Raw genomic sequence first — 24,376 nt, 5'->3', positions numbered from 1 at the left:
ATAAACACCTACCCTGTAAGGCTTAGCGGCGCGTCTACCGATATTAATAAGCCTGACAATAATGACTTTAATTTTAATAAATTATCCTTTGGCACTTAATTTGCTGAATGACCCTCAGCTTACCAAGCTTCGTGTCATAGCAATTTAATTAATTTGAGGAATTAAATATGAAAGCCCATCACCTAGCCTTACTTCTCGCCCTATCCATGAGCAGCGCCAGCCAAGCCCAAGTTGTTGGGCTACTCGGTGGCGGCCTTAGCACTGGCGGCATGCCAAGCTTAAATTTACTAAGCGCGGGTTTACCGATCGACAGCCTCTTGGGCGGCGTAACGCCACTCGCATTAGACGGCGTAGGTACCACCTTGCCGGTGCTAGGTCAATTACTTAGCAACGACCTTGTTGGCGGTCTTCTACCTGTGGTTACAGACCTCACCAGTACCGTCGCTGCCAGTGCAGTTCCAGTAGTCATAGAGCTGGTCAATACCCTCACACCACAATTAGGTTCCTTGCTAGGCAGCGGCGCGTTCGGCGGTGGCCTGCCGCTTGTTCCGGATTTGGCTGGAGAATTAGTACCTGTAGTAATCACTTTGGTGAATACCAGCAGCCCTGTATTAGCTGGCGTACTGTAATTTTGCATAAGCCTTAATGCATATTGATCTGAGAATGAAGGAACAAGTCTTGCGAGCCCTTCATTCTCAATCAAGCGCTAGGATTGCCCTTTCACCCCCTCTAGAACCCAATATACACACACCGCGCCATAGTGGTTTTTAATAACCATGCAATGAAATACGGCGGGGCTTAAACAACAAGCAGAAAATGTGTATTGCCTCTCAGAACCTAACGCTACTCAGCATTCAGGCCACACAATCAAGTAAAGTAGCGGCTTAGCTTGCCCAGCTATATTTTTGCTCGGCATTTTGACGTTTAGAACTGACTCTGAGGCAGCCCTTGAAATACCCTGTAGACCCTTGTTTTCCCCGTGCAGATGAAGATGTTAACTACGCCGGCGAGTTGGCCAAAATACCAGTACGACCTATCTTCATTATGGGCCTGCATCGCTCAGGTACCACTTTTCTATACGACTGCATGGCAAAATCTTTTCCGGTGGCGCATTTAACGCTCTACCATCTAATGTACTTTGATCGACTTTTGCTCAATCACCACCACAACACCGAAGGCCGCGACAAAGATCGGCTTAATCGGTGTTTTAAAGCCATGGGCATCACTGACCGCAATATCGACGGCACAACTATTAATGCCGACGCCGTAGAGGAATACGGATTTTTATTGCGTAAAAAAAGTGGCACGTTCAAGCTGAGCGAACAAAACACCGCCTTATTCAGCCAGCTGTGTCGCAAGTTGATTGCGGTCGAGCCAGGGAGCCAAGCGGTATTATTAAAAAATCCTTGGGACACCGGCAACGCGCAATCTATTTTGGCGCGGTTTCCAGAGGCGCGCTTCGTTTACATACGCCGCGAACCAATCGCCGTCCTCAATAGCATGTTAAACGCCTTACTTGCTTACATTGAAGGGCCGCAAAAATATTTAGAAATGCTTTTAGACACCGGCCATGGCCGTCGCGGCTACCGCGCCGGTTACTGCGCGTGGCAAATACTGCGCGGCTGCCGCGCTGGCTTGGGCAGAAAATTAACCAGCCTCGCGGCCCGGTCACTGCTGGCTAAGGATCTTGCCAAACAAGTGGCCATTTACCGCAGCGAAATTGCGAGTATGCCTAGCAGTCACGCAATCGAGCTCGATTATGCAGAGTTAATAGCCGACCCAAGCGCCGCAATGCAAAAGTTGCAGCCACTGCTTAATATTGATCTGTGCGATACCCCAAATGCCATGACCGTGCGCCAACGTCATAATTTAAACCCTGTTTTAGAGAACTACCAAGCGCAGCTGTCGGCAATGCTAGACGCGGCGGCTCACTCCTAGACAGCACCCGCCCAACCCCAAATCAAACTCGCTATAGCCTCATACAACAAAGCCAAACCGGTAGAGATAACGGTTTGGTTTTGCTCGCAAACTAATTTTCGACTTTTACTCAACATTCATTATTACTAACTGTGGACATAAGCCTATAAATGTAATCTTTATGCAGATGTCTTTCACAGATTTTCTCACTTCTTATTTTTTGTGTAGTAGGTCTAAGCTACTTCCCAAAAGTTCAGTGCCAATTATCATTCATGAGCACTATGTCACACTTAGGTTCGTGTATGCCTCGGTATAAGTACGTATTATTAAGTCACAGCCGAGTGATAGGAAATCGAAGGGAGGCTCGATTCTTATTGGGGCTGTGCAGGCACAGCGATGGGTACGTTGTTTTACTATTAGCAACCAACATCTCACTATGTCACACAACAGTCTCTTTAAGACATTGCACTTCGTGCGCCCTGTTTTACGCCAGCGTAATGGCTAAAACTGGCCACACCACTTCGGTCCCAGACTCAAAATACAGCGTGAAGAGACGGATCCGATGACTGAAAACATCGCTATTAAGGCGCCCATTGCCAAACATCAATCTAAACCAGATCAAGATTATTTAGCGCTAGACGCCAATGCGTTTAAACATCTCGCCAAAGGCCGCCTTTCCGACCGTGCTCACAAGCTAAAATTAGAGCAATGTATTTTACCGCTGGCGCAATCTCAGCGCGGCCTCTGGTTTGGTGAAAAGATCGGCCCCCACGACGCCATTTACAACGTTGCCGAATACTGCGAAATTCAAGGTGAAATGAGCCCAGCTTTATTTCTCGCCGCACTAAAGCAAATCACCGTTGAGGCAGAAACCACCCGTTTAGAAATTCACGACACCACTGAAGGCCCCCGTCAAATTTTATTAGACAGCTACAAGGGCGAATTCCCTTTTATTGATGTGAGCAGTGAAAGCGACCCTCGCGCAGCGGCCAGATCATGGATGATGACCGAGCTAAGTCGCCCAGTTGACTTAGCCTGCGATCCGCTGTGGGTCTGCGCACTACTTAAAATTAATGAACAGTGCTACTACTGGTACCACCGCTGCCATCATGTTGTGCTCGACGGTTTTGGCGCGGGCATAATCGCACGCCGCCTAGCCGATATTTACAACGCTTTACTGGCCCAGCGCGATATTGGCCCCACCCCATTTTTACCCATTGCCCATCAATTAGCGCAAGAAGCTACCTACCGCAGTAGCAGCCGCTTTGACCGCGACCGCGACTACTGGCTAGAACAACTGCAAAGCCTGCCAGAACCTGTATCTCTAACTCGGCACAATGCCAATCGCGCTGGCGGACTGCGGCGCAGCAGTGCAAAAATCTCGGTAGAAAACAGCCGTATTCTCCGCGAACTGGGTAAAAATTCTGAGGGCAGCTTACCTCAGGTGCTAATTTCCCTATTTGCAGCCTATATCTACCGCATGACGGGCGCCGACGATTTGGTGTTTGGTATGCCGGTTTCTGCTCGCGCCAGCAAAGCGATGCGCAGTATTCCAAGCATGATGGCCAATGCGGTCACCATTCGTTTAAGCATGACCCCAGAGCAAACTCTGCCGCAGCTTTTCCAGCAAGTGGCTAAAACAGTGCGCTCCTCGCTGCGTCATCAGCAATACCGCTACGAAGATTTGCGCCGTGAATTGGGCTTATTAGGCCAAGGTCAGCAAATTTCGTGGGTGGGCGTGAACATAGAGCCCTTTGATTACGACTTAGGCTTTGGCGGCCACACCTGCCTAGCTGAAAATCTATGCAACGGCACGGTAGAAGACTTAACGGTATTCATTTACGACCGCGGCGACAATGCCGGTTTGAGCATCGACTTCGATGCCAACCCCGCGCTGTACACCCAACAGGATTTAGACAGCCACCGCGACCGCTTTTGCCGCTTGATCGACTCTGTATTAGCCACGCCCGAGCAGACCATAGCCAAGATTAACCTCTTAGATGGCATCGAACGCCGTCAATTAATGACCGTTTGGAACGACACCGATCAGCCCCTACCCAACACCCACTGGCCGGCACTTTTTGATGCCCAAGTTGTTGAGACACCCTTAGCAACCGCGCTGGTTAGTAACAATACAACACTAAATTACCGCGAATTAAATCAAGAGATAAACCGCCTTGCCCACGTTTTACTGGCCAATAATATTGGCGCCGGAAATATTGTGGCCATCGCCTTGCCCCGCAACGAATGGATGCCCATAGCGCTGCTGGCCATTTTAAAAACCGGCGCAGCGTATCTGCCCCTAGACCCAACTGCGCCCGCTGAGCGACTCGCCTTAGTGCTCGAAGAAGGTAAGCCCGATTTATTATTAAGCACCGCCGACATCGCCGCTGGACTGATTAATGTCACGGCCAAGACCCTGCATATAGAAGCGCTAGCGCTAGGCGATTACCCAAGCCACACGCCGCGTCACAGCGAGTTAAAAGCCAAAATCAAGGGCGACACCCCCGCCTACGTTATTTACACCTCTGGCTCGACTGGTCGCCCCAAGGGCGTGGTCATCGAACATCGCAGCCTGCTTAACTTTTTATTGGCCATGCAAGACAATTTGGCGCTCAGCCCAGCGGATAAATTTTTAGCGCTGACCACCGTCGCCTTCGACATTGCCGCCTTGGAATTATTCCTTCCCCTAATGACCGGCGCCAGTGTGCATATCGCCGACCGCTGCACCGCCAAAGACCCCGCTGCCTTGGCCGCGCTTATTCAGCGCAATGACATTAGCATTATGCAAGCCACACCCTCGCACTGGCAGGCGCTTATCGCCGATCACGCCGAGCAAATTAGTGGTGTGCGGCCGCTGGTTGGCGGTGAAGCGCTACCCGCTCACCTCGCACGCAAAATGCGCAAGCTTGGCCACCCCGTAGTCAATCTTTACGGCCCTACCGAAACCACTATTTGGTCTACCCTGATGGTTTTGGATGGCGACGATCTCGACACGCCGCCAATTGGTCGCCCCATTTGGAACACTAAAATGTATGTGCTCGACCAAGCCATGCAGCCGGTTCCCATTGGCGCTATTGGCGAGTTGTACATTGGCGGCACCGGTGTTGCGCAGGGCTATTTGCATCGCCCAGAGCTTACCGCCGAGCGCTTTTTAAGCAATCCTTTTGGTGAGGGCCGCCTTTATAGAACCGGCGACCTTGCTCGCTGGCGCGCCGATGGCGTGCTCGATTTCCTTGGCCGCAATGATTTTCAAATGAAGATTCGCGGCTTTCGCATTGAAGCGGAAGACGTAGAGGCCAATATCCAGCGCTGCCATGGCGTACGCCAAGCGGTGGTCACGCTTAGCGAAGACCCGCGCGGTGAAAAACGTTTGGCCGCGTACATCGTACCTAGCTTACAAAGTGATGGCTTGTTGCACGATATTGACACCTGTACCTTGCGGGCCGAACTCGAAAAATCACTGCCCGACTATATGATTCCTTCGGTGTTTACCGTAATGGAACATCTGCCCACCAATGTAAACGGCAAGCTCGACCGCAAAGCGCTGCCTCAGCCCCTGTGGCAAATCAGCCGCGAATACATCGCCCCCCGCAATGAGCTTGAAAGTAAACTCGCAAACTTGTGGGCTGAGGTATTTGAAATTGAGCAAGTGGGTATTCACGACAGCTTTTTTGACCTTGGCGGCGACTCGCTCACCGCCGCGCGCATGGTCGCCCGCCTGCGCGAACTGATGCAAAGGGATATTCCCTTGGCAGCCGTATTCGAGGCCAGCACCATTGCCGAACTCGCCCAGCAATTGCAGACCCAGCGCCAAGTGCATCCGCTTAGCCAATTGTTGCCATTAAAAACCACGGGCTTGGCAAATCCGCTGTTTTGTATTCATCCGGTGGTGGGCTTAAGCTGGGCCTACGCTGGCCTGAGTCGCTACTTAGGCACAGAGCAACCCATATATGGTTTGCAGGCCCGTGGACTTGAGCACTTCCAAAAAGACTTACCCGCGAGTATTGGCGAAATTGCCGAGGAATATATTAGCTATATTCGTCGCGTGCAGGCCGCTGGCCCCTATCAGTTATTGGGTTGGTCGATGGGGGGTTTACTTGCCCACGAAGTCGCGCGCCGTCTTGAACTCGGCGGTGAGCAAGTCTCTTTCTTGGCGGTATTAGATGCCTATCCTTACGTCCAAAACGCGTCGCAACAAACCCCGCAGCAAATGGAAGAGCGCCAGTTAGTTCACAGCGCTCTCACGTTTATGGGCTTTGCTGCCAATGCTCTGGGCGAAAAGCCGGCAACTATGAACAATCTCACCGAATTTCTGTGTGATGAATACGATATAGCGAACCTGCCTTTTGTGAAGGAAATGCAGCAAGCCAATAGCGATATCATCGCCAGCGTACGGCGGATTATTGAAAACAATCTCGACTTGTCGCGGCGCTTTGTGCCCGGCAAACTTAAAACCGATATGCTTTTTATTGCCGCCACCCACCCCGCCGAAAATCAAATTAGCGACGTGTTGCACCAAAACCCAGGGGTTTGGCAAAACCATGTTGGCAAGCTTAGCGTTCAGCATATCGACTGCCATCACCAGCAAATGTTTGACGCAGCGCCACTGGAGTTTATTGGCCCGCTCATTGCCAGCGAACTGCAATTAAAAGGCAGCCGGTAATCATTGGCCGTCAAAAGCCGCAGATAAATTAAGGCGAGTGAAACTCGCCTTAAGCAATGCATTTTTGTTTGGACGTTTATGAATATCACTATTTTTAGTGTTGGCACCCAAGGCGATGTAAGGCCTTTCATCGCCCTTGGCCAAGGCCTGCAAAACAAAGGTCACACGGTGCGCATTGCCAGCGGCAAAACCTGCGAAGCACTGGTGCGCGACAATGGTTTGGACTTTGCCGAGCTCAGCGCCGACTTTTTAGAAGTAATGGCCAAAGACCCCCGCGCCCTGCAGCGCGGCCTAAACCCCTTTGCCTTAATGAGCACTGCGCGCCACCACCTTAAAACCATGGCCGCTGACTGGGCGGCGCAGGGCTTAGCGGCAGCCAAAGACGCCGACCTGTTGCTGGGCAATGGCATGGTCGCAGTGTTGGCGAATTCCTTGGCCGAAGCACTGAAGATTCCCATGGTGGAAACGCATCTGCAGCCAGTAACCCCCTGCCCAGATATTCCACCAATGATGATGCCACCGCCAAAGCGGCCCCGCGGTGGCAGGGCAAACATACTGTTATACACGGTGCTGCGCACCGTAACGTGGCAAATGCTGAGTCCGGCCTATGGTATGGTCAGACGCGAACTCGGTCTGAGCGCCCTGCCGTGGTATGGCCCCTATTACCGCATTAGTCATGAAGACCGTCGAATTTTATACGCCTACAGCCCCAGCCTGTTACCCCGTTCCACCGCTTGGCCGCAGGGAATTCAAGTTTGCGGTAATTGGTTTTTCAACGAGGCCAAAACATGGCAGGCGCCAGATGAACTGCAAGCATTTCTCGACGCTGGCGAGCCGCCGGTCTACATCGGCTTTGGCAGCATGCTCGGCGACGATGCCGACGCACTGAGCAAGATTATTTACGAGGGCCTGCGCCGCACTGGCAAGCGCGCCATTATCGCCACCGGCTGGGGCGGCATGACGCCGCCCGACGGTAATCAAAACAATATTCATGTGATTCAATCTGCCCCCCACGACTGGCTGTTCCCCCGCGTTGCAATGGCAATCCACCATGGCGGCGCTGGCACCACAGCGGCCACTATTCGCGCGGGCATTCCCTCGGTAGTCATTCCGTTTTTTGGCGATCAGCCATTTTGGGCGTGGCGACTCGCCGAAAACGGTATTGCGCCGCCGGCGTTAAACAGAAAAGCCCTTAGCCCAGACATACTTGCACAGGCTATTGCGCAGGCCTCGGCAAGCACAATGCAAGACGCTGCGCGCGCCATGGCCAAGTGCATCAATGCCGAAGACGGAGTTGCTCGGGCAATTAGTTTATTAGAAGACTGGGGGTATATTCCGCCGGTTGAAGGTGCAACCACCACCGCAGCGGAGTCGGCGCCAATACCGGCCAAAGAGTCGAGTTTTGCCCAGCCAGCCTAATCACTTCTTTGTTGGCCTATCACCTGCAACAGCAATCATTGGCGCCTCACCATGACATTTATTAGCGAGCTTGCGCCTTTACCTTTTTGTGCTGCGAGCCAAGATAGCATTGGCCTTTGCTGTCAATTCAATAGCGGTTTTTATCGTGATAGTTTATTTGATGAGTTTGCTATCGCCTTTCCCGCAGCGTTGCAACGAGCCAATACGCAGCGCAAGGCCGAATTTTTAGCGGGCCGCTACCTAGCCAAAATGGCGCTGGCGCATCTGCAGCTAACTCCTGTCGAGATTGGTATTGGCCCGCAGCGCAACCCACTGTGGCCAGCAAGCGTTGAGGCCTCTATTAGTCACAGTACAAATCACGCCGTCTGCGTTATGCAACGAACAAATCGCACCACGCACAGCGATGTTGCCGTAGGTCTGGATTTAGAAGCCATTATTGACGGCGCAAGTGCGCAACAGATCCAGAGCAGTATAATTAGCCCCCAAGAACATGAGATGCTCTGTAATCGATTTATAGATGAGCAGCGTGGTCACAACTTTGCATTTGCCTTTACGCTGCTGTTCTCGGCCAAAGAAAGTCTTTTTAAAGCTCTCTACCCCACTGTGGGGCGGTATTTTGATTTTCTCGATGTGGGTCTTAGCGGCATCGACACTGCGGCTAGTCAACTAACATTGCAGTTATTGACAAATCTCAGCCCCAGCCTCTACGCCGGACGTGAAGTGCAGGTGCGTTGGCAATCACACCCCATAGGCCTACTCACCTATATCCTGCCCTAAGGGTGCATTTTGAATTGCGCAAATGCGCCAATAGCCGCCATCGAGATAGGCCAAATTGAGCATGGCGAGTTTTTGCAGGGCGTCGTCAATATCAAAATCGAGTTGGCACTGCCAGCGCTGAGAAAACCACACTTCAATGCGCTGATCCAGTTCTTGTGCGCTCAAGGGCTGCTGGGCGGCCAGCAAAAAATAATAGGCCAGCAGGCTTTCCTTGCACTCAGACTCTTCGGCGTCGTCTAAAAGGCGGTAAATAACACCGGCATTATTGTCTAGTAATTTAAAATAGAGATTCCGCGTTAAGGCTTCGGTAAACCGCAATTTACGATTTTTAAAATTGCTAAATTGCTTCCATAAATAGGCGCCAATCGTCGCCACCCCCGCCAGCAGTACAATCAGCGCCTTGCGGTCTAAGGCCACCGCCTCGTTGTGCCAACCCAGCCAAAACCCCAGTAGCGAGCCAGTTAAAACCAAGGTGGCACCAAGTTTAGTGGTAAGCACAATGCCGCCACTCACCAGCGCCGGTATACCAATCATCAATTTATCACGCAGGCGCATGCCAACTTGGGTGTTGGGAAACAGCATTTCCAAATCGCCTTCCGGCACATTTTGAAACAGCTTGAGCATGGTTGAGCCGGGACGGCAGTCGGGAAATGGGCTGTCTTTATCCATTTCGCTTTTAAACCGCAAATACAAAACCACACGGTCGTAATTGATAAATTCAACGTTTTTTCGCCAAAGATTAAAGGGCCCGCGGACTTCCTCGGTGCGCTCACTAACCCCGCGGGTGTATAGCAAGACCTCGGCAAAATCATCCAAGCTCACCACCAACCTTATATTAAACAAGGAGCTAGAATTCATCGCCCTAGACAAAACCTCTGGCGTGACCTTGTCGTAATTTGCCCGCTCGAGTAATTGCGATATTTGCCGAGCGAGGTCTGCGGTATTATCGCTGTTATCAAGGTGTACCAAGCGCGTATCGGCGTCGGGATCTAGGCTAAAGTAGGCGTCTTTAAGGCGGTGTTTTACTCGATGAAAATCATCGCAAAAATGGCGCTCTATATAGGCAGCACCCATTTGAAATTGCGCCAAGCCAGCGGTGTCTAACTGCGCTTCTTGCAGGCACATTTGCAAAATATCCGCGCGGCGGAAGGGAATAAAGCGGACTAAAGCCAGTTTCGGCATGGCAACAACCTTTTAACGTTATGCTGTAATTAGCAATGTATCCCTGATTAACTTGCACGTTTCCTTTCTCGACATAGCCACGCAGCATAGGCTATTGTTTTTGCGAGGTATATTGTTTTAGCATTTTTGGCCCTAAGGCCCCAACTGAGGTGAATAATGCACGACCACCACCATCACACCGCCTCAGAACGTATTGGCCTAGCCTTTGCGCTAAATTTTGTGTTCACCATTATTGAGTTTATTGGTGGCTATTTAACCAATAGCACTGCAATTATGGCCGACGCGGTTCACGATCTTGGAGATTGCTTAGCCATTGGCTCCGCGTGGGTGTTAAACAAGATCGGCAACAAAGAGGCCAGCCAACTATACAGCTACGGCTACCGGCGCTTCTCCCTGCTTGGCGCGTTAATTAATGGTGTGGTGCTGGTATTAGGCGCAATTTGGATTTTAAGCGAAGCCATACCGCGACTGGCCAACCCAGAAATGCCCGACGCTACCGGTATGCTCGGTTTAGCCATTTTAGGCGTTACCGTAAATGGCTATGCTGCCTACCAGTTGAGCCACGGCAAAACCCTGAACGAACGCATGCTCAACTGGCATTTACTCGAAGACGTGTTGGGCTGGGTCGCCATATTAGTGTTATCGCTTGTGCTAATGGTGGTGGAAATTCCGATACTCGACCCCCTGCTCTCCATCGGCTTTACCCTATTCATTTTATTCAATGTTGTAAAAACCCTGTTAGAAACCCTACGCCTGTTTTTGCAGGCCACACCGGATCAGGCGCTGCGCAGTCAAATCCAAGCCGACCTGCAAGCGATTGACCATGTTAGCGACATTCATCACCTTCACCTCTGGTCACTCGACGGCGAACACCATGTGCTAACCGCCCACTTGCTCCTAAACCAAGATTATTCGCAGCCTGAGCTGGTTGTTTTTAAAGCGAATATCGCCGCCGCCATGGCCAAGTATGAGTTGAGCCACACCACTATAGAGCTGGAGTTTCCCAAGGAAAACTGCCGCGATTTACCTGGCCGCTTTAGCCCCAACCTAAACCACGAGCACCCAAATCACGATCACCATCACTGAGTAGCAACGCCGCTCCCGATCTGTGAATATTTCCCATCGATTTCGGGCTTTGTCAGCGAAAATGATTCGCTAATTTACACTGCATTCGCTAGATTGCGCGCAATCGCTAGCCTGTTTTGTCTAGCGTCTGGCAAGAGGTTTGATACGCCATAATGGATCCCGTCATTTTATTTTTTATCTTTGGTCTCAGTGCCGGTTTGCTGCGTTCAGAGTTGCGACTTCCCCCCGCCATTTACGATCTTGTTAGCATTATGTTGCTGCTGACCATTGGTATGAAAGGCGGTATCGAACTCGCCAAACAGCCCTTCCTTGAATTATTGCCGCAGATGCTAGTGGTTATTGGCCTCGGTATCCTTTTGCCCCTGATTGCCTTCCCTCTCCTGCGCTACCTAGGCCGCTTTAGTCGGGTGGACGCGGCCTCTATTGCCGCGCACTACGGCTCGGTAAGTATGGGCACCTTCGCCGTAGCCGTAGCTTATATGAGCGCAAGGGGAATTTATTACGAGGAGCAAATGCCGCTGTTTGTAGTGATGTTGGAGATTCCCGCGATTCTGGTCGGCATCGTGATCGCCAAGGGCTTTTCTAAGCAAACCAACTGGGCTCAAGTTGGCCACGAAGTGCTACTGGGTAAGAGCATCATTCTAATGATTGGCGGCCTGCTCATTGGCTGGATTGCCGGGGCCGAGCAATTGGCGTCGATCAAACCCCTGTTCTTCGATTTATTCAAAGGCATTTTAGCCCTCTTCCTTTTAGAAATGGGCCTAATCACCTCTAAGCACGTGGGCAGCCTGAAAAAGTACGGCGTTTTCCTGATCGTGTTTGGTATTAGTATGCCGATGCTGTCGGCGGTACTTGGTGCGGCCACCGGCTGTTTACTGGGCTTCTCCGTGGGCGGCACCGCAATGCTGGCCATACTCGCCGCCAGCGCCTCCTATATCGCCGTACCAGCGGCAATGCGGATCTCGGTGCCCGAGGCAAACCCGACCCTGTCATTGGCCGCATCACTGGGCATCACCTTCCCCTTTAATGTGGTGATCGGCATTCCCATTTATTACGCGATGGCGGAATATATTCACGCCTTTTTCGGAGCTTAAGCGATGAGCGACAATATAAAGAAACTGCTAACTATTGTGACTGAAGCGGCGCTTGAAAATATCTTAATCAAGGATATAGAGCGGCTAGGTGCTCAGGGCTACACCATTACCGATGCGCGGGGCAAAGGTGGCCGCGGCGTGCGCAATGCAGCGTGGGATGCCAACGGCAATATTCGCATAGAAGTGGTAAGTGACGCGGCTATCGCCAGCCAGATTGCCAGCCATCTAAAAGAAAGCTACTACGATAACTACGCCATGATTCTGTTTACGAGCGATGTGGAAGTGATTAGACCAGAGAAGTTTTAGCAGATTCGAATTACGCTACGTTAAGCCCTAATACAAACCTGCCGCAAAACGTATTATTTGTGGGGAGGATCGCGGCTCCGCGATCCTCCACTTTTTAAGACAGCAAATCGCCGCGTTCATTGCTCACTTTGGGTTTACGCCAAGCCAGCCTGTATAAGCCGGGCAACACAAACAAAGTGAGCAACGTCGACGAGATAATGCCCCCTATAACAACCGTCGCTAGCGGTCGCTGAACCTCGGCCCCCGTGCTGGTGTTAAGCGCCATCGGCAAAAAGCCAAGCGCCGCCACAAGGGCAACCATCAAGATTGGCCGTAGGCGGAGCATGGCGCCGTCGTGAATCGCTTTTTCTATTGGCGTGCCGCGCTTTAGTTCATCTATAAATGCCGACACCATCATTACCCCGGTTAGCACGGAAACCCCGCACAGGGTAATAAAGCCAACCCCAGCGGTAATAGACAAAGGAATATCCCGTAGCCATAGCGCAATAACTCCGCCAGTTAAGGCCAGCGGCACACCGCTAAACACCAGTGCGGCGTCTTTTGCTGAGCCAAAGGTCATCATCAACAGCGCAAAAATCATCACCAATGTGACCGGCACTAATAGGCTTAAGCGCTGGGATGCGGATTGTAGCTGTTCAAAGGTGCCGCCGTATTCAAGCCAATAGCTCGGTGGAAGCCTTAGCTGTTGCGCAATTTCGCGCTGCACCTCGGCCACAAAGCCGCCTAAATCTCGGCCTTTTACGTTGGCACTAACCACGAGCCGGCGCTTGCCGTTTTCCCTTGATATCTGGTTCGGGCCAGGGGCTAAGTTGAGACTAGCCACTTCTCGCAGCGGCACATACCCGCCTTCGGGCAGTGGTATTGGTAGGCGTTCTAATGCTTGTAAGTCGCCCCTGATCTCTTCGGCCACGCGCACCACAATGGCAAAGCGGCGATCACCTTCAAAAATTAAACCCGCGGCCTCACCGCCGGTCGCGGCGGCAAGCACCGCTTGGACATCGGCCACATTTAAACCATAGCGATAGAGTGCGGCGCGATCAGCCTCAACCGACAGTATTGGCAACCCAGAGACCTGTTCCACTTTCACACCATCTGCGCCGTCGATGCCATTTAATACCGTTGCGATCTCGGCGCCGGTTTTAAGTAGCTGCGTCAAATCATCGCCAAATACCTTTATGCCCACGTCTGAGCGCACACCCGATATCAACTCATTAAAACGCAGTTGAATCGGCTGGCTGATCTCAAAGGCATTGCCCGGCAACAGCGCCAACTGCTCGCCAATATCATTTAGCAATTCAGCCTTGGTTTTAGTCGGATCTGGCCAGTCACTGCGTTCTTTGAGCATTACGTAGCCGTCGGAAATATTTGGCCCCATCGGGTCACTGGCAACTTCAGCGGTGCCGACACGGGAAAAATAGGTTTTCACCTCGGGAATTTCCAGTACCGCTTTTTCCAGCTGAAACTGCATCTCAAGAGACTGGCTTAAGCTGGTGCCAGGAATGCGCAAAGCTTGAATCGCGATATCGCCCTCATCCAGATTGGGAATAAACTCGGTACCCATTCTCGTTGCCAGCACGCTCACCAAGGCCACCAAGATTAAGGCAGAGGATAATACCGCTACGCGAAATTTAATCGCCCAGGCGATGACCGGCGCGTAGATCTGCTTTGAATAACGAACAATGGCATTGTCTTTTTCTTCAATGTGGCCCGTCATAAACAGTGCTACAGCGGCGGGAACAAAGGTCAGCGACAAGACCAAGGCCGATAGCAAAGCCATGATGACCGTCATGGCCATTGGGGTGAACATTTTGCCCTCTACGCCGCTTAAGGCCAAAATCGGTAGGTTCACTAAGATCACCACCAGCACGCTAATCAAGCTCGGTGTAAATACCTCGCGGGTGGCGGCAAACACGGTGTGAAAGCGCTCTTCAAGCTTTAAAATGCGGCCAAGCTCATGTTGCCGTCCCGCTAGGCGCAGAATGCAGTTTTCGACAATAATAACGGCGCCATCCACAATCAAACCGAAATCGAGGGCGCCTAGGCTCATAAGATTGGCGCTCACTTTTGCCTGCACCATGCCTGTCATCAGCATTAACATCGACAGCGGAATGACCATTGCCGTTATTAATGCCGCGCGAATATTACCCAGCATCAGCAATAACACCACAACCACCAATACCGCACCTTCGGCGAGATTGGCCTGCACTGTTGCAATGGTTTTATCAACCAGTACCGTACGGTTATACACTGGCTCGGCAATCACGCCGTCGGGAAGGGTTTTGTTGATCTCCTTTAATTTAGCCGACACCGCTTGGGAAACCGTTCGGCTATTGCCGCCGAGCAGCATCACCGCGGTGCCTAACACCGTCTCTTTGCCATTGAGGGTCGCCGCGCCAGTGCGCAACTCTTTGCCAAAGCCAACGTCGGCTACATCGGCCACGGTTATCGGTATTCCGCCACGGCGGGCAAGGATAATGCGTTTAATTTCGGCAATGTCTGCGACCTGCCCAGGTGCACGAATTAGGTATTGCTCGCCGTTTTTCTCAATATAGCCCGCGCCAACATTGGCGTTATTGGCTTTAAGTGCCTGCACCACGTCATCAAAGCTAAGCTGGTAGGCCAGTAGTTTTGCCGGTTCTGGGCTGATATGAAATTGCTTTTCAAAACCGCCAATGGTGTTCACTTCGGTTACGCCCGCAACTAGGCGCAGCTGTGGCCGAATCACCCAGTCCTGCAAGGTGCGCAGCGCGGTAGCGTCATAAGCTTCACCGCTTGGCTGCACCGCGCCTGGCGTAGCGTGAACCGCATAGTGAAAGATTTCACCGAGGCCGGTGGCCACTGGCCCCATAACGGGTTCAATGCCCGCAGGCATTTCGCTTTTTGCCTGCTGTAGGCGTTCGTTAATTAGATTGCGGGCAAAGTAAATATCGGTGCCCTTTTCAAACACCACCGTTACCTGAGACAGGGCGTAGCGTGAAAGCGAACGGGTGCTTGCTACATTCGGCAATCCGGTGATGGCTAACTCCACCAGATACGTAATGCGCTGTTCTACCTCCAATGGCGAATAGCCTTGGGCCTCGGTATTAATCTGCACTTGCACATTGGTAATGTCGGGTACGGCGTCTATCGGCAGCTGCTGGTAATTCCAAGCGCCTAAGACCGCCGTAGCAAAGACCAGAAACATCACTAGCCAGCGCCGCGCGATAGAAAACTGAATTAATTTATCGATCATAGCGAACTCCTGCTTGCAGTTCGTATGCGTTTTTACCATCACCGCGCCCAGCGCCTTGTGGGCTGGGTGTTAAACCGTGGGCTGATTGCTTTTGATTAGTGTCCATGTTCAGCGTCCTCTTTGCCCAATTCGGATTTCAGTACAAAGCTGTTTTTGCTGACATACACTTCATCAATGCTAAGCCCGCTCAAGGCCTCACTCACCTCACCATCGCTGCGCCCCAGTGTCACAAGTCGGGGTTCAAAGCCCTCCTCGCCCTGCACAAAAATAACCGGCGCATTGTCGATAATTTGAATGGCCTCATTGCGAAGGATCACCGGCGCCGCAATTTCAGCGCGGGTGATTTGCGCCTTAACAAAAATACCAGGTTTCCACTCGCCACCTTGATTATCAATAAGTACCCGCGCAGTAATGGCCTGATTAACACCACTACTTTGCTGGGCAATATAAATAATTTTGCCATCGGCAGTCTGTGTTGAATCAAGGCTAATAATACGAACACTTTGGCCTAGCTTTATGTCGCCAAGGTCTTTTGGGAAAATTGAAAGCTCCACCCAAAGCGTGGAAAAATCCTGCACAACTAACAGTGGCGCATCGCCAGTTTGTTCACCAACATTGGCATTGCGCTGGGTAATCACGCCATTTAGCGCCGACGTGATTGCATAGGTTTTTAAACTCTCGTTGGCCTCCACGGCCACCAGCGTTTCACCTTTGTGAACGGTATCGCCAAGACTTTTATTAAGATCGCGAACAATACCGCGATACCGCGCGTGTACTGACTGCACTCGCTCGGCATTCACCGCAACCACGCCATAAACCGGCAACACCTCACGAATAGTGCCTCCTGTGGCGCTTGTTAGGGAAATGCCCGCGTGCGCTATTTGCGCCTGCGTCAGCGCGATATGACCTTCTTCGCCATGTTCTTCATGCTCGTCGTGGCTAGCCTGCTCACGTTCATTGCCTGCTGCGCAGACCTGAACCGCGAACAACATCATTAACAAGCACGCACTAAGCAGCTTAAAAACGGAATGAGTTTTCAATGTAATTACGTTCATTGGAATGTTCCTGAATAGGTATTGGCTCTGTCGTCATGCGCCTCAGCACGATGGTTTGCGCGCAGCGCCTCTGCGGAAAGGGATTGACCGGTTAGCTGTTCAATCTCGGCGCCATACTGCAAAGCGGCAGCGGCCGCTTCAATCCGTCCGCGCCTTGCCGCCAGTAACTCCTGCCGCGCACTAACGTAGTCGAGATAGCCATAGCGCCCGCCTTCATAAGCCGTTTGGGTCGCGCTTAAAGCCTGTTCAAGTGCTGGAATAATCGTAATGCCTAAGGTCTTAACCGCAACAATCGCTTGTTGTCGGCTATAAAATGCGCGGTACAACTGTGTGTGTAATTCAAGTAGCGCCGCCTCGCGCTGTATCAATATTTGATTTTGCTCGGCGTAGGCCGTTTTGATCGCGCCGGAATTTCGCTTGCCTGAAAACAAGGGCACGCTGAATCCTGCAAGCAACGCCGTGTCGTTATTTGCTTGAACTTGACGCACACCAAATGACCAGCTGATGTCTGCACGAGACTCGGTTCGCGCAAGTCGAAGCTCGGCCTCTTTGAGGCGAGACTCTGCAGCAAAAACTTCAATTGCGGGATTTTTTTCAAGCTTGGTATACAGGCTCTCAAACCCCACATCCGCGCCAAACTGGAATAGATCACCTTGCACAGCATTGAAGTCTGGCGTAGTCGAAGCCCACAGTGCAGCCAAGGCCATCTTCAAATAGGCAAAATGCTGTTGCTCTGCGAGCAAGCTAAGCTTCGCCTGCGCACCAGCCGCCTGCGCACGCTTAACTTCCACCTCCGGCGTTGCGCCCGCCTTAGCCCGCTTAGCGACGACCGCTAGGCTTTGTTCGGCTAGTTCGACGTCTTCTGCTGCTAAGGCGACCTTTTTCTGGGCAGTTAACACCGCAACGTAGCGACGGGTAACTTCGCCCAATAGCGCAAGCGATTCCACCTGCCGCGTGGCCTCCAGCACTGCGTAGCTATTCGACACAAGCCCTTGGCGCGCAGCCCGCTTATCGCCCATTTCGATAACCGAAGACAAGGCGACAGTCAGCTCTGCGGCGTCAACCCCCGCGAACTCGCCAGAGCCACCAAGATTCTCTGCATCTACACCAAGTTCATAAGCTGGGCGCAACTGGGCGGTTTCGGCCTGCCCTTGCAGGGCCGCAGCGCGAAACGGAAAGACTTTTAAACGTGGATTTTGCGCCAGTGAACGCTGCACAGCATCCGCTAAAGACAGCGCCGGTGGCGCTGCACTTAGACCTAAAGAAAAAACAAATAACAAACAGCACAGAATACAGCGGGCGCTTAACACCCGCCGATTCCACACGCCGAAACTCGGCCTTGTGGGCATGGCTAACATAGTTCGATCCTACTTATTTAAGAAAATTAATTCCGTGCATTGCCGCGAAAAGCGCAATACCGGTAAATGACTTAATGAGTAAAATCAGACTATTGGAGGGCGGTAGAGCAAGGAAAACGGGGCCGTAGGAATACTGGCGTGGTAATGACTATGAAATTGATCGTGGTGCAGAAAATCGGGCTCTGCAAGCTTGGCAGACAAGTAGAAATGACCAAGACAGCCATGATGATGGCAATGAGACAAACCGTCTGCGGTAAGATCAAGTTGCGAGGGGGCGGTAGTTTCTAGCGCTGACTCCTCGCCTTTTTCCGACGCGTTGCTATGCGCCTCATCGACAGAAAAATGAACCGTGTCCGCGTGATTTATGGGGTGCACATCGGCCATTGTTGTCAATGACTGCAAAGCAATCAAGACCAACAACAAATAAGACAATGCCTTGTGACGCATAAAATACTAACCCAAAAAATTTAGCGGCGAGGACAAAAGCATAGCATCTTAAGACCTAAATTAAACACCCATTAGGCGATCCAATCTCTGGGTATATAATACGCAGTGCTAAATTCTACTGAGCAACTGCGCTTTTTTAGTATTGAATTCATCTTCAGACAAGGCGCCGGCATCGCGCAATTGCGCCAACTTGCCTAGCAAATCCAAGGTTTGATTTACATCGTAGTTGGTATTGCTGGTATTTGAGTTGTTGCTAGCGGTATTTGAATTGCCGGAGTTTGCATTGCTGTGATTAGCCGGCGGATTATTTTGCGGCGCAGGCTGGCTTGGCGGAGCTTGTTTGAATTCAGTCGGCTGTGCAAAATTTGTCTGGGCTGGGGGCTGCATTCCTGGGCCAGAAATTAAGGGTAGGTTATTGGTGGCAATGTTGCCGAACTGGCTAGTAAACGTTAGCGTTTGATTATTGCCCTGCTGTTGGCTCACCCCGCCAATATTGTGATTAAGGGTGTCGTATACCGAGACTTGACCATTTAATTCCACGGCAAGACGATTGGGGAAAACCGCATAACGGCTGTTATTTTGCGCGCCGCTACTAAACGGACTGCCCAGCTCTGCTGGCCACCACTGATTGCTACCAGGCGTGCCCGCAGGAACAACCGGAAACATCTGATTATTGGCCAGCGCATTCGCCAGCTCACCGCATAAATTATTAACGGTGTTTTTTAGGCCATTATTGAACATATCGCCAACCATGGTCATGCCGCCGCGCATCCACTGCCCCGAGCCACCAAGCTCTGGGCAATTGAATTGCGCCATAGTGCCACCACCGTTATTAACGGCAACAAGCATGTGCACAACTGCGCCATAACTTAGGCCGTAGCGCGAGGCGATACCATTGACGATATTTTCGCCGACATTGCTGAGCTTTTGCATAAAAACATCCTGTTAGATAAAAGGCGTATCTGGCGCCTCGCTGGCAGCAAACTTCGCTAGCAGCAATAATATGCTTTAGGGGGCAGACTTTTAGTATAGCGCTGCAAATATGACACTTATGATTTGGCGGTGCAGTGATAAGAACTAGCCTTGGCAGGGCCTGCGTCAAAAATTGACTTAAAGAGAGCATGACTAAAGAAATGAAATGATAGGCATTTGCTTTACATAAAGCTATAAGCTTTGAACAAATAGTGTTCAATTGAGCATTGTCGCTAGGGCCTCCTCCATACTTACTCGGTTATGCCCCATTACTGAGCAGAATATGAGTCGTTTTAATCCCGCGACGAGGACCGGAAAGCATTGGCATCAATACCCAATTTGCGCAATTTAGCGCGCAGGGTACTCACATTAATCCCTAGACGCTTGGCCGCGCCGAAAGGGCCATCTACTCGGCCCTTGGTGTCGGTGAGCACGTATTGAATATGCGCGGCAATCACCGCCTCTAACGACTCATCTACAGGGTCGCTGACGCTATTCACAAGGTCGGCGGCCTCACTTTTGTTAGGACTTTTGAATTTTGGCGACGGTGCGCCCAGCGCCATCTCTAAATCGAGATACTCGCCATGGCCCAAAATCACCGCGCGCTCCAGCACCGAACCCAACTCCCTAACATTACCAGGCCAACTATAACGCTTTAAATTGCGGACATCCGCTGCCGACAGCGGCGGCACCGGCACTCCCATGCGCATCGCGGCGCGCTGAATAAAGTGTTTGGCGAGGTCTTCTATATCATCTAGTCGCTCATTGAGCGTGGGTAATATGATGGGAAACACCGCGAGGCGATACCACAAGTCCTCACGAAAACTGCCCTCTTGGACCATCTTAGGTAGGTCGCGATGAGTTGCCGCAATTACCCTAACGTCCACATGCACATCGTGTTCACTGCCAACTTTTTGAATAATCCCGTCTTGCAGCACCCGCAGCAAGCGCACCTGGGCGGCGGGTGGCAGCTCGCCGACTTCATCGAGGAAAAGCGTGCCGCCCCCTGCCCGCTCGAACCAGCCGCGGCGGCTGGCAAGCGCGCCGGTGAAACTGCCTTTTTCGTGACCAAATAATTCCGAATCGATTAGCTCTGGCGGCAGCGCGCCGCAGTTAACCCGCAGAAATGGCCCGTTGTGCCGCGCCGAACGCTCATGAACAGCGCGGGCAATGACCTCCTTGCCCGCGCCGGTTTCACCTAATATCAGCACTCCCGCTGGCGTTGGAGCAACTTGGTTAACCCGACGCATCACTTGCTTTAATCCGCCCTCGGCGCCCACGATATTTTCTGAAATAGAGCGCAGCCCCATACGGCTCAGCAAGCTCTGCCGATCAGCCTCGGCTCTGACCCGCAAGCGCTGAATATGAGTGAGTTGCTGATCGTTTTCGATACAGGCCAGCAGCGGTTCGCTAAGCGCGATGAGCTGTTCGCACTGCGCTGGCGTGCACACTGATTTACAAGCCAATACCACAATACCCAGCAACGCCATGTTGCGCCGCAGAGGCATTAACACGGATATTGGCTCACCATAATCTGCCCCCAATAGCACCGCGAGCGCAGCACGATGTTTGGCATCGCTTTGCTCACTTAAGTGTTTGGTGGCACGCTCCCAGCGTTGAATCGTATCTAGCGTCGAGACATCGGTAATCGGGTGTTCATTCACTACGCCAAGCTGGGAGCCATCCCGCCAGCCGCCGCTTAAGCGCCATTCATCGGCGCCGTTAAACGCAAATAAATAAAGTTCATCAATAGCGGCAATTGCACTTAACACCCCGACTAATGACGGCATTAGCTCGCTAAGCGCGGCATGTTTTCCCGCCTCAGTCCACAGCGCAAGAAGGTGTTTGTCGGCTTGAAGGATCATTTTAGGTGTCTTATATGCCATAAATTACGTCAAATATAGCGCATTAAAACACCATATATGACCTTTTATTTTTCACCCTCATTACCAAAAACAATATCTCCTTGTAAAACAATAGGTTAAAAGCAGCAACAAAGCTGGCATAGAGCTTGATAACAAGATTTCAATTGCCATTTTTGCTTTATAGGACTGTAAATGAAAGCGCCACTCCGCACTCGCTTGCTCACATCGCTACTCGTTCCCTTTCTGCTCGCCAGTTTGTTATCGGCCACCACGGCGTATGCCAAAGACTACAGCCTATTAAACGTCTCATACGACCCAACCCGCGAGCTGTATCAAGAGTTTAATGCCGAATTCAGCCGTTATTGGAAAGAAAAGACCGGCGATCATATTGCTATCAAGCAATCCCATGGCGGGTCCGGCAAGCAAGCGCGCTCGGTAATCGATGGCTTGTCAGCCGACGTGGTGACCTTGGCGCTAGCCTACGACATTGACGTAATCGCCCAGAAAACCGGTAAATTACCAGCGAACTGGCAGTCGCAACTCGCCAGCAATAGCGCGCCCTACACCTCGACGATTGTGCTGCTGGTACGCAAAAACAACCCCAAGAAAATCCACGACTGGCCAGATTTAATTAAGGCCGACATTAGTGTGGTTACCCCCAACCCCAAGACCTCGGGGGGCGCGCGCTGGAATTATTTGGCCGCCTACGCCTTTGCCAAACACGCCTACGGCAGCGATGCCGCTGCGGAAGAATTTATCAGCACCTTATTCAAACGGGTTAGCGTATTAGACACCGGAGCAAGAGCGGCAACCACGACCTTCGCCCAACGCGGCATTGGTGACGTGCTCATTACGTGGGAAAACGAAGCGTATTTAGCCCTCAATGAATTTGGCGCCGACAAATTCGAAATTGTATTGCCGTCGCTGTCGATCAAAGCCGAGCCGCCGGTGGCCGTGGTTGCTGCCAATGCTCAAAAGCACGGGGTGGCCGCAATTGCGCAAGCCTACCTGGAGTATTTATACAGCCCTGCAGGGCAAACCATTATTGCCAAGCATTATTTCCGCCCCGCCAAACCGGAGCTAATCACCAGCACGGAGATTCCGCATTTGGCCGAATTAAATTTAGTGAATATCGATCAAGAGTTTGGCGGCTGGGCGCAGGTGCAGGCCAAACACTTTAACGATGGCGGTGTGTTTGACCAGCTCTATCGGCCCCGTCGCTAAGCACTGCGATCTCAACACTCAAAGACTAAGGCTGAAATCAGTATGAAATTTAAAACAAACTCACCGCTGCCTGGCTTTGCGCCAGCGCTGTTTTACACCGTGCTGTATCTCGCCCTCATCGTTGTTATTCCGCTGTCGGGCCTGTTTTTTAAAACAGCTGAACTGGGCCTAGCGCAATTTTGGGATTTAATCTCTGGCGAGCGGGTAACCCACGCCTTGACGATTTCCTTCACCACCGCCTTAGCGGCGGCCATTATCAATGCAGTGTTTGGTTTAATCATTGCGTGGGTGTTTGTGCGTTACGACTTTACTGGCAAGGGATTATTCGATGCCATTATCGACCTGCCCTTCGCCCTGCCAACCGCGGTCGCGGGTATTGCGTTAAGCACGCTTTATTCGGGCAGCGGCTGGCTCGGCAGCCTATTTAACAAAATCGGTATTGAGATCGCATTCACGCCCCTTGGCATTGTGATTGCGCTGACCTTTATCGGCCTGCCCTTTGTGGTGCGCAGTGTTGAACCGGTTTTGCGGGAACTGGAAAAAGAACTCGAAGAGGCCGCCGCCTCACTCGGGGCCAATCGTTGGCAAACCCTGTATCACGTCGTGTTTCCGACCTTGCTACCGGCCTTATTAAGCGGCTTTGCGCTGGCCTTTGCACGTGGCGTTGGCGAATACGGTTCGGTAATTTTTATTGCCGGCAATGTGCCCTATGTGTCCGAAGTTGCGCCCTTACTCATCGTGATCAAATTAGAAGAATACGATTACGCCGGCGCCACTGCCGTGGCCGCCGCCATGTTGCTCATTTCCTTTGTGCTGTTAATTCTGATCAATGCCTTACAAGCGTGGAGTCAGCGCTATAAATCCAGTTCGCAAAATGTCAGCACTACGCCTGTTCAGGAGCATTTAGCATGAACTCATCCCAGCGCATAAATATTACCAAGGCGTCAAGCCACTCGGCCATAAGCGAAGGCAAACTCACGCGCTGGCTGCTGAGCACCGTCGCGCTGAGCTTTTTAATACTATTTTTGCTATTGCCCTTATTTACCGTGTTCGCCGAAGCATTGCGCAATGGCTGGCAGACCTACGGCAAAGCCTTGAGCGATGCCGACGGCCTAGCGGCAATTAAACTTACCGTCATCGCTTCGGCGATAGCCGTACCCTTGAATCTTATTTTTGGCGTAGCGGCGGCGTGGTCAATTGCCAAATTTGAGTTTCGCGGCAAGGTCTTATTAAGCACCTTAATAGACCTGCCGTTCTCGGTGTCGCCAGTGGTAACGGGTTTGATCTTTGTGTTGATGTTTGGTGCCAGCGGCTGGGCGGCGCCCTTACTAAACAACACCGATATTCAAATTTTGTTCGCACTGCCAGGCATTGTGCTGGTTAGTATCTTTGTGACCTTTCCGTTTATTGCTCGGGAGCTAATACCGCTAATGCAGGAACAAGGCAGCGACGAAGAGCAAGCCGCTTTAAGTCTTGGCGCCAATGGCTGGCAAACCTTTTGGCATGTCACCCTGCCCAATATTCGCTGGGGCCTGCTCTACGGCGTGCTGCTCTGTAATGCGCGGGCCATGGGCGAGTTTGGCGCGGTGTCGGTGGTGTCTGGCCATATTCGTGGCGAAACCAATACCCTGCCCTTACACGTAGAGATTCTTTACAACGAATACAATTTTGCCGCCGCCTTTGCCATGGCCTCGATTTTAGCCTGCTTGGCACTTGTTACCTTGGCCATAAAAGCCGTGTTAGAAAAAACCCACGGCCTAAAACATTAATTTTGAA

Annotated in this window: 18 protein-coding genes; 11 read left to right on the top strand and 7 right to left on the bottom strand. The window is 51.8% G+C overall.

Annotated elements, in window-relative coordinates:
* Positions 1 to 167 precede the first annotated feature (167 nt).
* The 5 genes from P1U47_RS16950 to P1U47_RS16930 all read left to right on the top strand — a co-directional run bounded on the left by P1U47_RS16950 (position 168) and on the right by P1U47_RS16930 (position 8,779).
* Complete coding sequence (locus P1U47_RS16950; RefSeq protein WP_301030387.1) at positions 168 to 629, top strand: hypothetical protein; 462 nt, start codon at positions 168 to 170, stop codon at positions 627 to 629.
* Positions 630 to 948: 319 nt separating this feature from the next.
* Positions 949 to 1,938: a sulfotransferase gene (locus tag P1U47_RS16945; protein ID WP_301030385.1), complete on the top strand. Its 990-nt coding sequence runs from the start codon at positions 949 to 951 to the stop codon at positions 1,936 to 1,938.
* A 541-nt stretch (positions 1,939 to 2,479) separates the two neighbouring features.
* Positions 2,480 to 6,583: an amino acid adenylation domain-containing protein gene (locus P1U47_RS16940; RefSeq protein WP_301030384.1), complete on the top strand. Its 4,104-nt coding sequence runs from the start codon at positions 2,480 to 2,482 to the stop codon at positions 6,581 to 6,583.
* 78 nt (positions 6,584 to 6,661) lie between these two features.
* On the top strand, positions 6,662 to 8,002 hold the full coding sequence (locus P1U47_RS16935) for a glycosyltransferase (protein WP_301030383.1): 1,341 nt from the start codon (positions 6,662 to 6,664) through the stop codon (positions 8,000 to 8,002).
* A 51-nt stretch (positions 8,003 to 8,053) separates the two neighbouring features.
* Entirely contained in the window at positions 8,054 to 8,779 is a 726-nt protein-coding gene (locus tag P1U47_RS16930; protein WP_301030382.1) for a 4'-phosphopantetheinyl transferase, read from the top strand.
* Here P1U47_RS16930 and P1U47_RS16925 read toward each other — a convergent pair.
* Entirely contained in the window at positions 8,756 to 9,961 is a 1,206-nt protein-coding gene (locus P1U47_RS16925; protein ID WP_301030381.1) for a TMEM143 family protein, read from the bottom strand. The genes P1U47_RS16930 and P1U47_RS16925 overlap by 24 nt on opposite strands.
* Positions 9,962 to 10,117: 156 nt before the next feature.
* Between P1U47_RS16925 and P1U47_RS16920 the strand changes: the two genes are divergently transcribed.
* The 3 genes from P1U47_RS16920 to P1U47_RS16910 all read left to right on the top strand — a co-directional run bounded on the left by P1U47_RS16920 (position 10,118) and on the right by P1U47_RS16910 (position 12,447).
* Entirely contained in the window at positions 10,118 to 11,047 is a 930-nt protein-coding gene (locus P1U47_RS16920; RefSeq protein ID WP_301030380.1) for a cation diffusion facilitator family transporter, read from the top strand.
* Between the two features lie 152 nt (positions 11,048 to 11,199).
* A complete protein-coding gene (locus P1U47_RS16915) occupies positions 11,200 to 12,141 on the top strand; it encodes a sodium-dependent bicarbonate transport family permease (protein WP_301030379.1) in 942 nt (313 codons plus the stop codon).
* 3 nt (positions 12,142 to 12,144) lie between these two features.
* On the top strand, positions 12,145 to 12,447 hold the full coding sequence (locus P1U47_RS16910; protein WP_301030377.1) for a transcriptional regulator: 303 nt from the start codon (positions 12,145 to 12,147) through the stop codon (positions 12,445 to 12,447).
* Between the two features lie 94 nt (positions 12,448 to 12,541).
* Here P1U47_RS16910 and P1U47_RS16905 read toward each other — a convergent pair whose 3' ends face one another.
* The 6 genes from P1U47_RS16905 to P1U47_RS16880 form a co-directional block, all read right to left on the bottom strand.
* On the bottom strand, positions 12,542 to 15,679 hold the full coding sequence (locus P1U47_RS16905; protein ID WP_301030376.1) for a CusA/CzcA family heavy metal efflux RND transporter: 3,138 nt from the start codon (positions 15,677 to 15,679) through the stop codon (positions 12,542 to 12,544).
* A gap of 95 nt (positions 15,680 to 15,774) precedes the next feature.
* Complete coding sequence (locus P1U47_RS16900; protein ID WP_301030374.1) at positions 15,775 to 16,734, bottom strand: efflux RND transporter periplasmic adaptor subunit; 960 nt, start codon at positions 16,732 to 16,734, stop codon at positions 15,775 to 15,777.
* Entirely contained in the window at positions 16,731 to 18,092 is a 1,362-nt protein-coding gene (locus P1U47_RS16895) for a TolC family protein (protein ID WP_301030372.1), read from the bottom strand. The genes P1U47_RS16900 and P1U47_RS16895 overlap by 4 nt, the downstream gene beginning before the upstream one ends.
* 84 nt (positions 18,093 to 18,176) lie before the next feature.
* Complete coding sequence (locus P1U47_RS16890) at positions 18,177 to 18,539, bottom strand: hypothetical protein (RefSeq protein WP_301030371.1); 363 nt, start codon at positions 18,537 to 18,539, stop codon at positions 18,177 to 18,179.
* Positions 18,540 to 18,647: 108 nt separating this feature from the next.
* Positions 18,648 to 19,472 carry an SHOCT domain-containing protein gene (locus P1U47_RS16885; protein ID WP_301030369.1) on the bottom strand — a complete coding sequence of 275 codons (825 nt, stop codon included), beginning with the start codon at positions 19,470 to 19,472 and terminating at the stop codon, positions 18,648 to 18,650.
* A 332-nt stretch (positions 19,473 to 19,804) separates the two neighbouring features.
* Positions 19,805 to 21,376 (bottom strand): sigma-54 dependent transcriptional regulator, encoded by a 1,572-nt coding sequence (locus tag P1U47_RS16880; protein ID WP_301030368.1) that lies wholly within the window; start codon positions 21,374 to 21,376, stop codon positions 19,805 to 19,807.
* Positions 21,377 to 21,568: 192 nt separating this feature from the next.
* Between P1U47_RS16880 and P1U47_RS16875 the strand changes: the two genes are divergently transcribed.
* The 3 genes from P1U47_RS16875 to cysW are packed head-to-tail and all read left to right on the top strand — an operon-like array spanning position 21,569 to position 24,369.
* Entirely contained in the window at positions 21,569 to 22,600 is a 1,032-nt protein-coding gene (locus tag P1U47_RS16875; protein WP_301030366.1) for a sulfate ABC transporter substrate-binding protein, read from the top strand.
* Positions 22,601 to 22,642: 42 nt separating this feature from the next.
* Positions 22,643 to 23,512: a sulfate ABC transporter permease subunit CysT gene (cysT, locus tag P1U47_RS16870; protein WP_301030364.1), complete on the top strand. Its 870-nt coding sequence runs from the start codon at positions 22,643 to 22,645 to the stop codon at positions 23,510 to 23,512.
* Positions 23,509 to 24,369: a sulfate ABC transporter permease subunit CysW gene (cysW, locus tag P1U47_RS16865; protein ID WP_301030362.1), complete on the top strand. Its 861-nt coding sequence runs from the start codon at positions 23,509 to 23,511 to the stop codon at positions 24,367 to 24,369. Before cysT ends, cysW begins: the two co-directional genes overlap by 4 nt.
* Positions 24,370 to 24,376 lie beyond the last annotated feature (7 nt).

The sequence above is a fragment of the Zhongshania sp. genome, assembly GCF_029212375.1.
GTDB lineage: Bacteria > Pseudomonadota > Gammaproteobacteria > Pseudomonadales > Spongiibacteraceae > Spongiibacter.
Note: the sequence above shows the minus strand (reverse complement) of the source record. Positions and strands in the feature narration are given on the sequence as shown.

Coding starts and splice junctions, on each gene's coding strand:
- P1U47_RS16950 (WP_301030387.1), top strand. CDS start 168: ATGAAAGCCCATCACCTAGCCTTACTTCTCGCCCTATCCATGAGCAGC.
- P1U47_RS16940 (WP_301030384.1), top strand. CDS start 2,480: ATGACTGAAAACATCGCTATTAAGGCGCCCATTGCCAAACATCAATCT.
- P1U47_RS16935 (WP_301030383.1), top strand. CDS start 6,662: ATGAATATCACTATTTTTAGTGTTGGCACCCAAGGCGATGTAAGGCCT.
- P1U47_RS16930 (WP_301030382.1), top strand. CDS start 8,054: ATGACATTTATTAGCGAGCTTGCGCCTTTACCTTTTTGTGCTGCGAGC.
- P1U47_RS16925 (WP_301030381.1), bottom strand. CDS start 9,961: ATGCCGAAACTGGCTTTAGTCCGCTTTATTCCCTTCCGCCGCGCGGAT.
- P1U47_RS16920 (WP_301030380.1), top strand. CDS start 10,118: ATGCACGACCACCACCATCACACCGCCTCAGAACGTATTGGCCTAGCC.
- P1U47_RS16915 (WP_301030379.1), top strand. CDS start 11,200: ATGGATCCCGTCATTTTATTTTTTATCTTTGGTCTCAGTGCCGGTTTG.
- P1U47_RS16910 (WP_301030377.1), top strand. CDS start 12,145: ATGAGCGACAATATAAAGAAACTGCTAACTATTGTGACTGAAGCGGCG.
- P1U47_RS16905 (WP_301030376.1), bottom strand. CDS start 15,679: ATGATCGATAAATTAATTCAGTTTTCTATCGCGCGGCGCTGGCTAGTG.
- P1U47_RS16900 (WP_301030374.1), bottom strand. CDS start 16,734: ATGAACGTAATTACATTGAAAACTCATTCCGTTTTTAAGCTGCTTAGT.
- P1U47_RS16895 (WP_301030372.1), bottom strand. CDS start 18,092: ATGTTAGCCATGCCCACAAGGCCGAGTTTCGGCGTGTGGAATCGGCGG.
- P1U47_RS16890 (WP_301030371.1), bottom strand. CDS start 18,539: ATGCGTCACAAGGCATTGTCTTATTTGTTGTTGGTCTTGATTGCTTTG.
- P1U47_RS16885 (WP_301030369.1), bottom strand. CDS start 19,472: ATGCAAAAGCTCAGCAATGTCGGCGAAAATATCGTCAATGGTATCGCC.
- P1U47_RS16880 (WP_301030368.1), bottom strand. CDS start 21,376: ATGATCCTTCAAGCCGACAAACACCTTCTTGCGCTGTGGACTGAGGCG.
- P1U47_RS16875 (WP_301030366.1), top strand. CDS start 21,569: ATGAAAGCGCCACTCCGCACTCGCTTGCTCACATCGCTACTCGTTCCC.
- cysT (WP_301030364.1), top strand. CDS start 22,643: ATGAAATTTAAAACAAACTCACCGCTGCCTGGCTTTGCGCCAGCGCTG.
- cysW (WP_301030362.1), top strand. CDS start 23,509: ATGAACTCATCCCAGCGCATAAATATTACCAAGGCGTCAAGCCACTCG.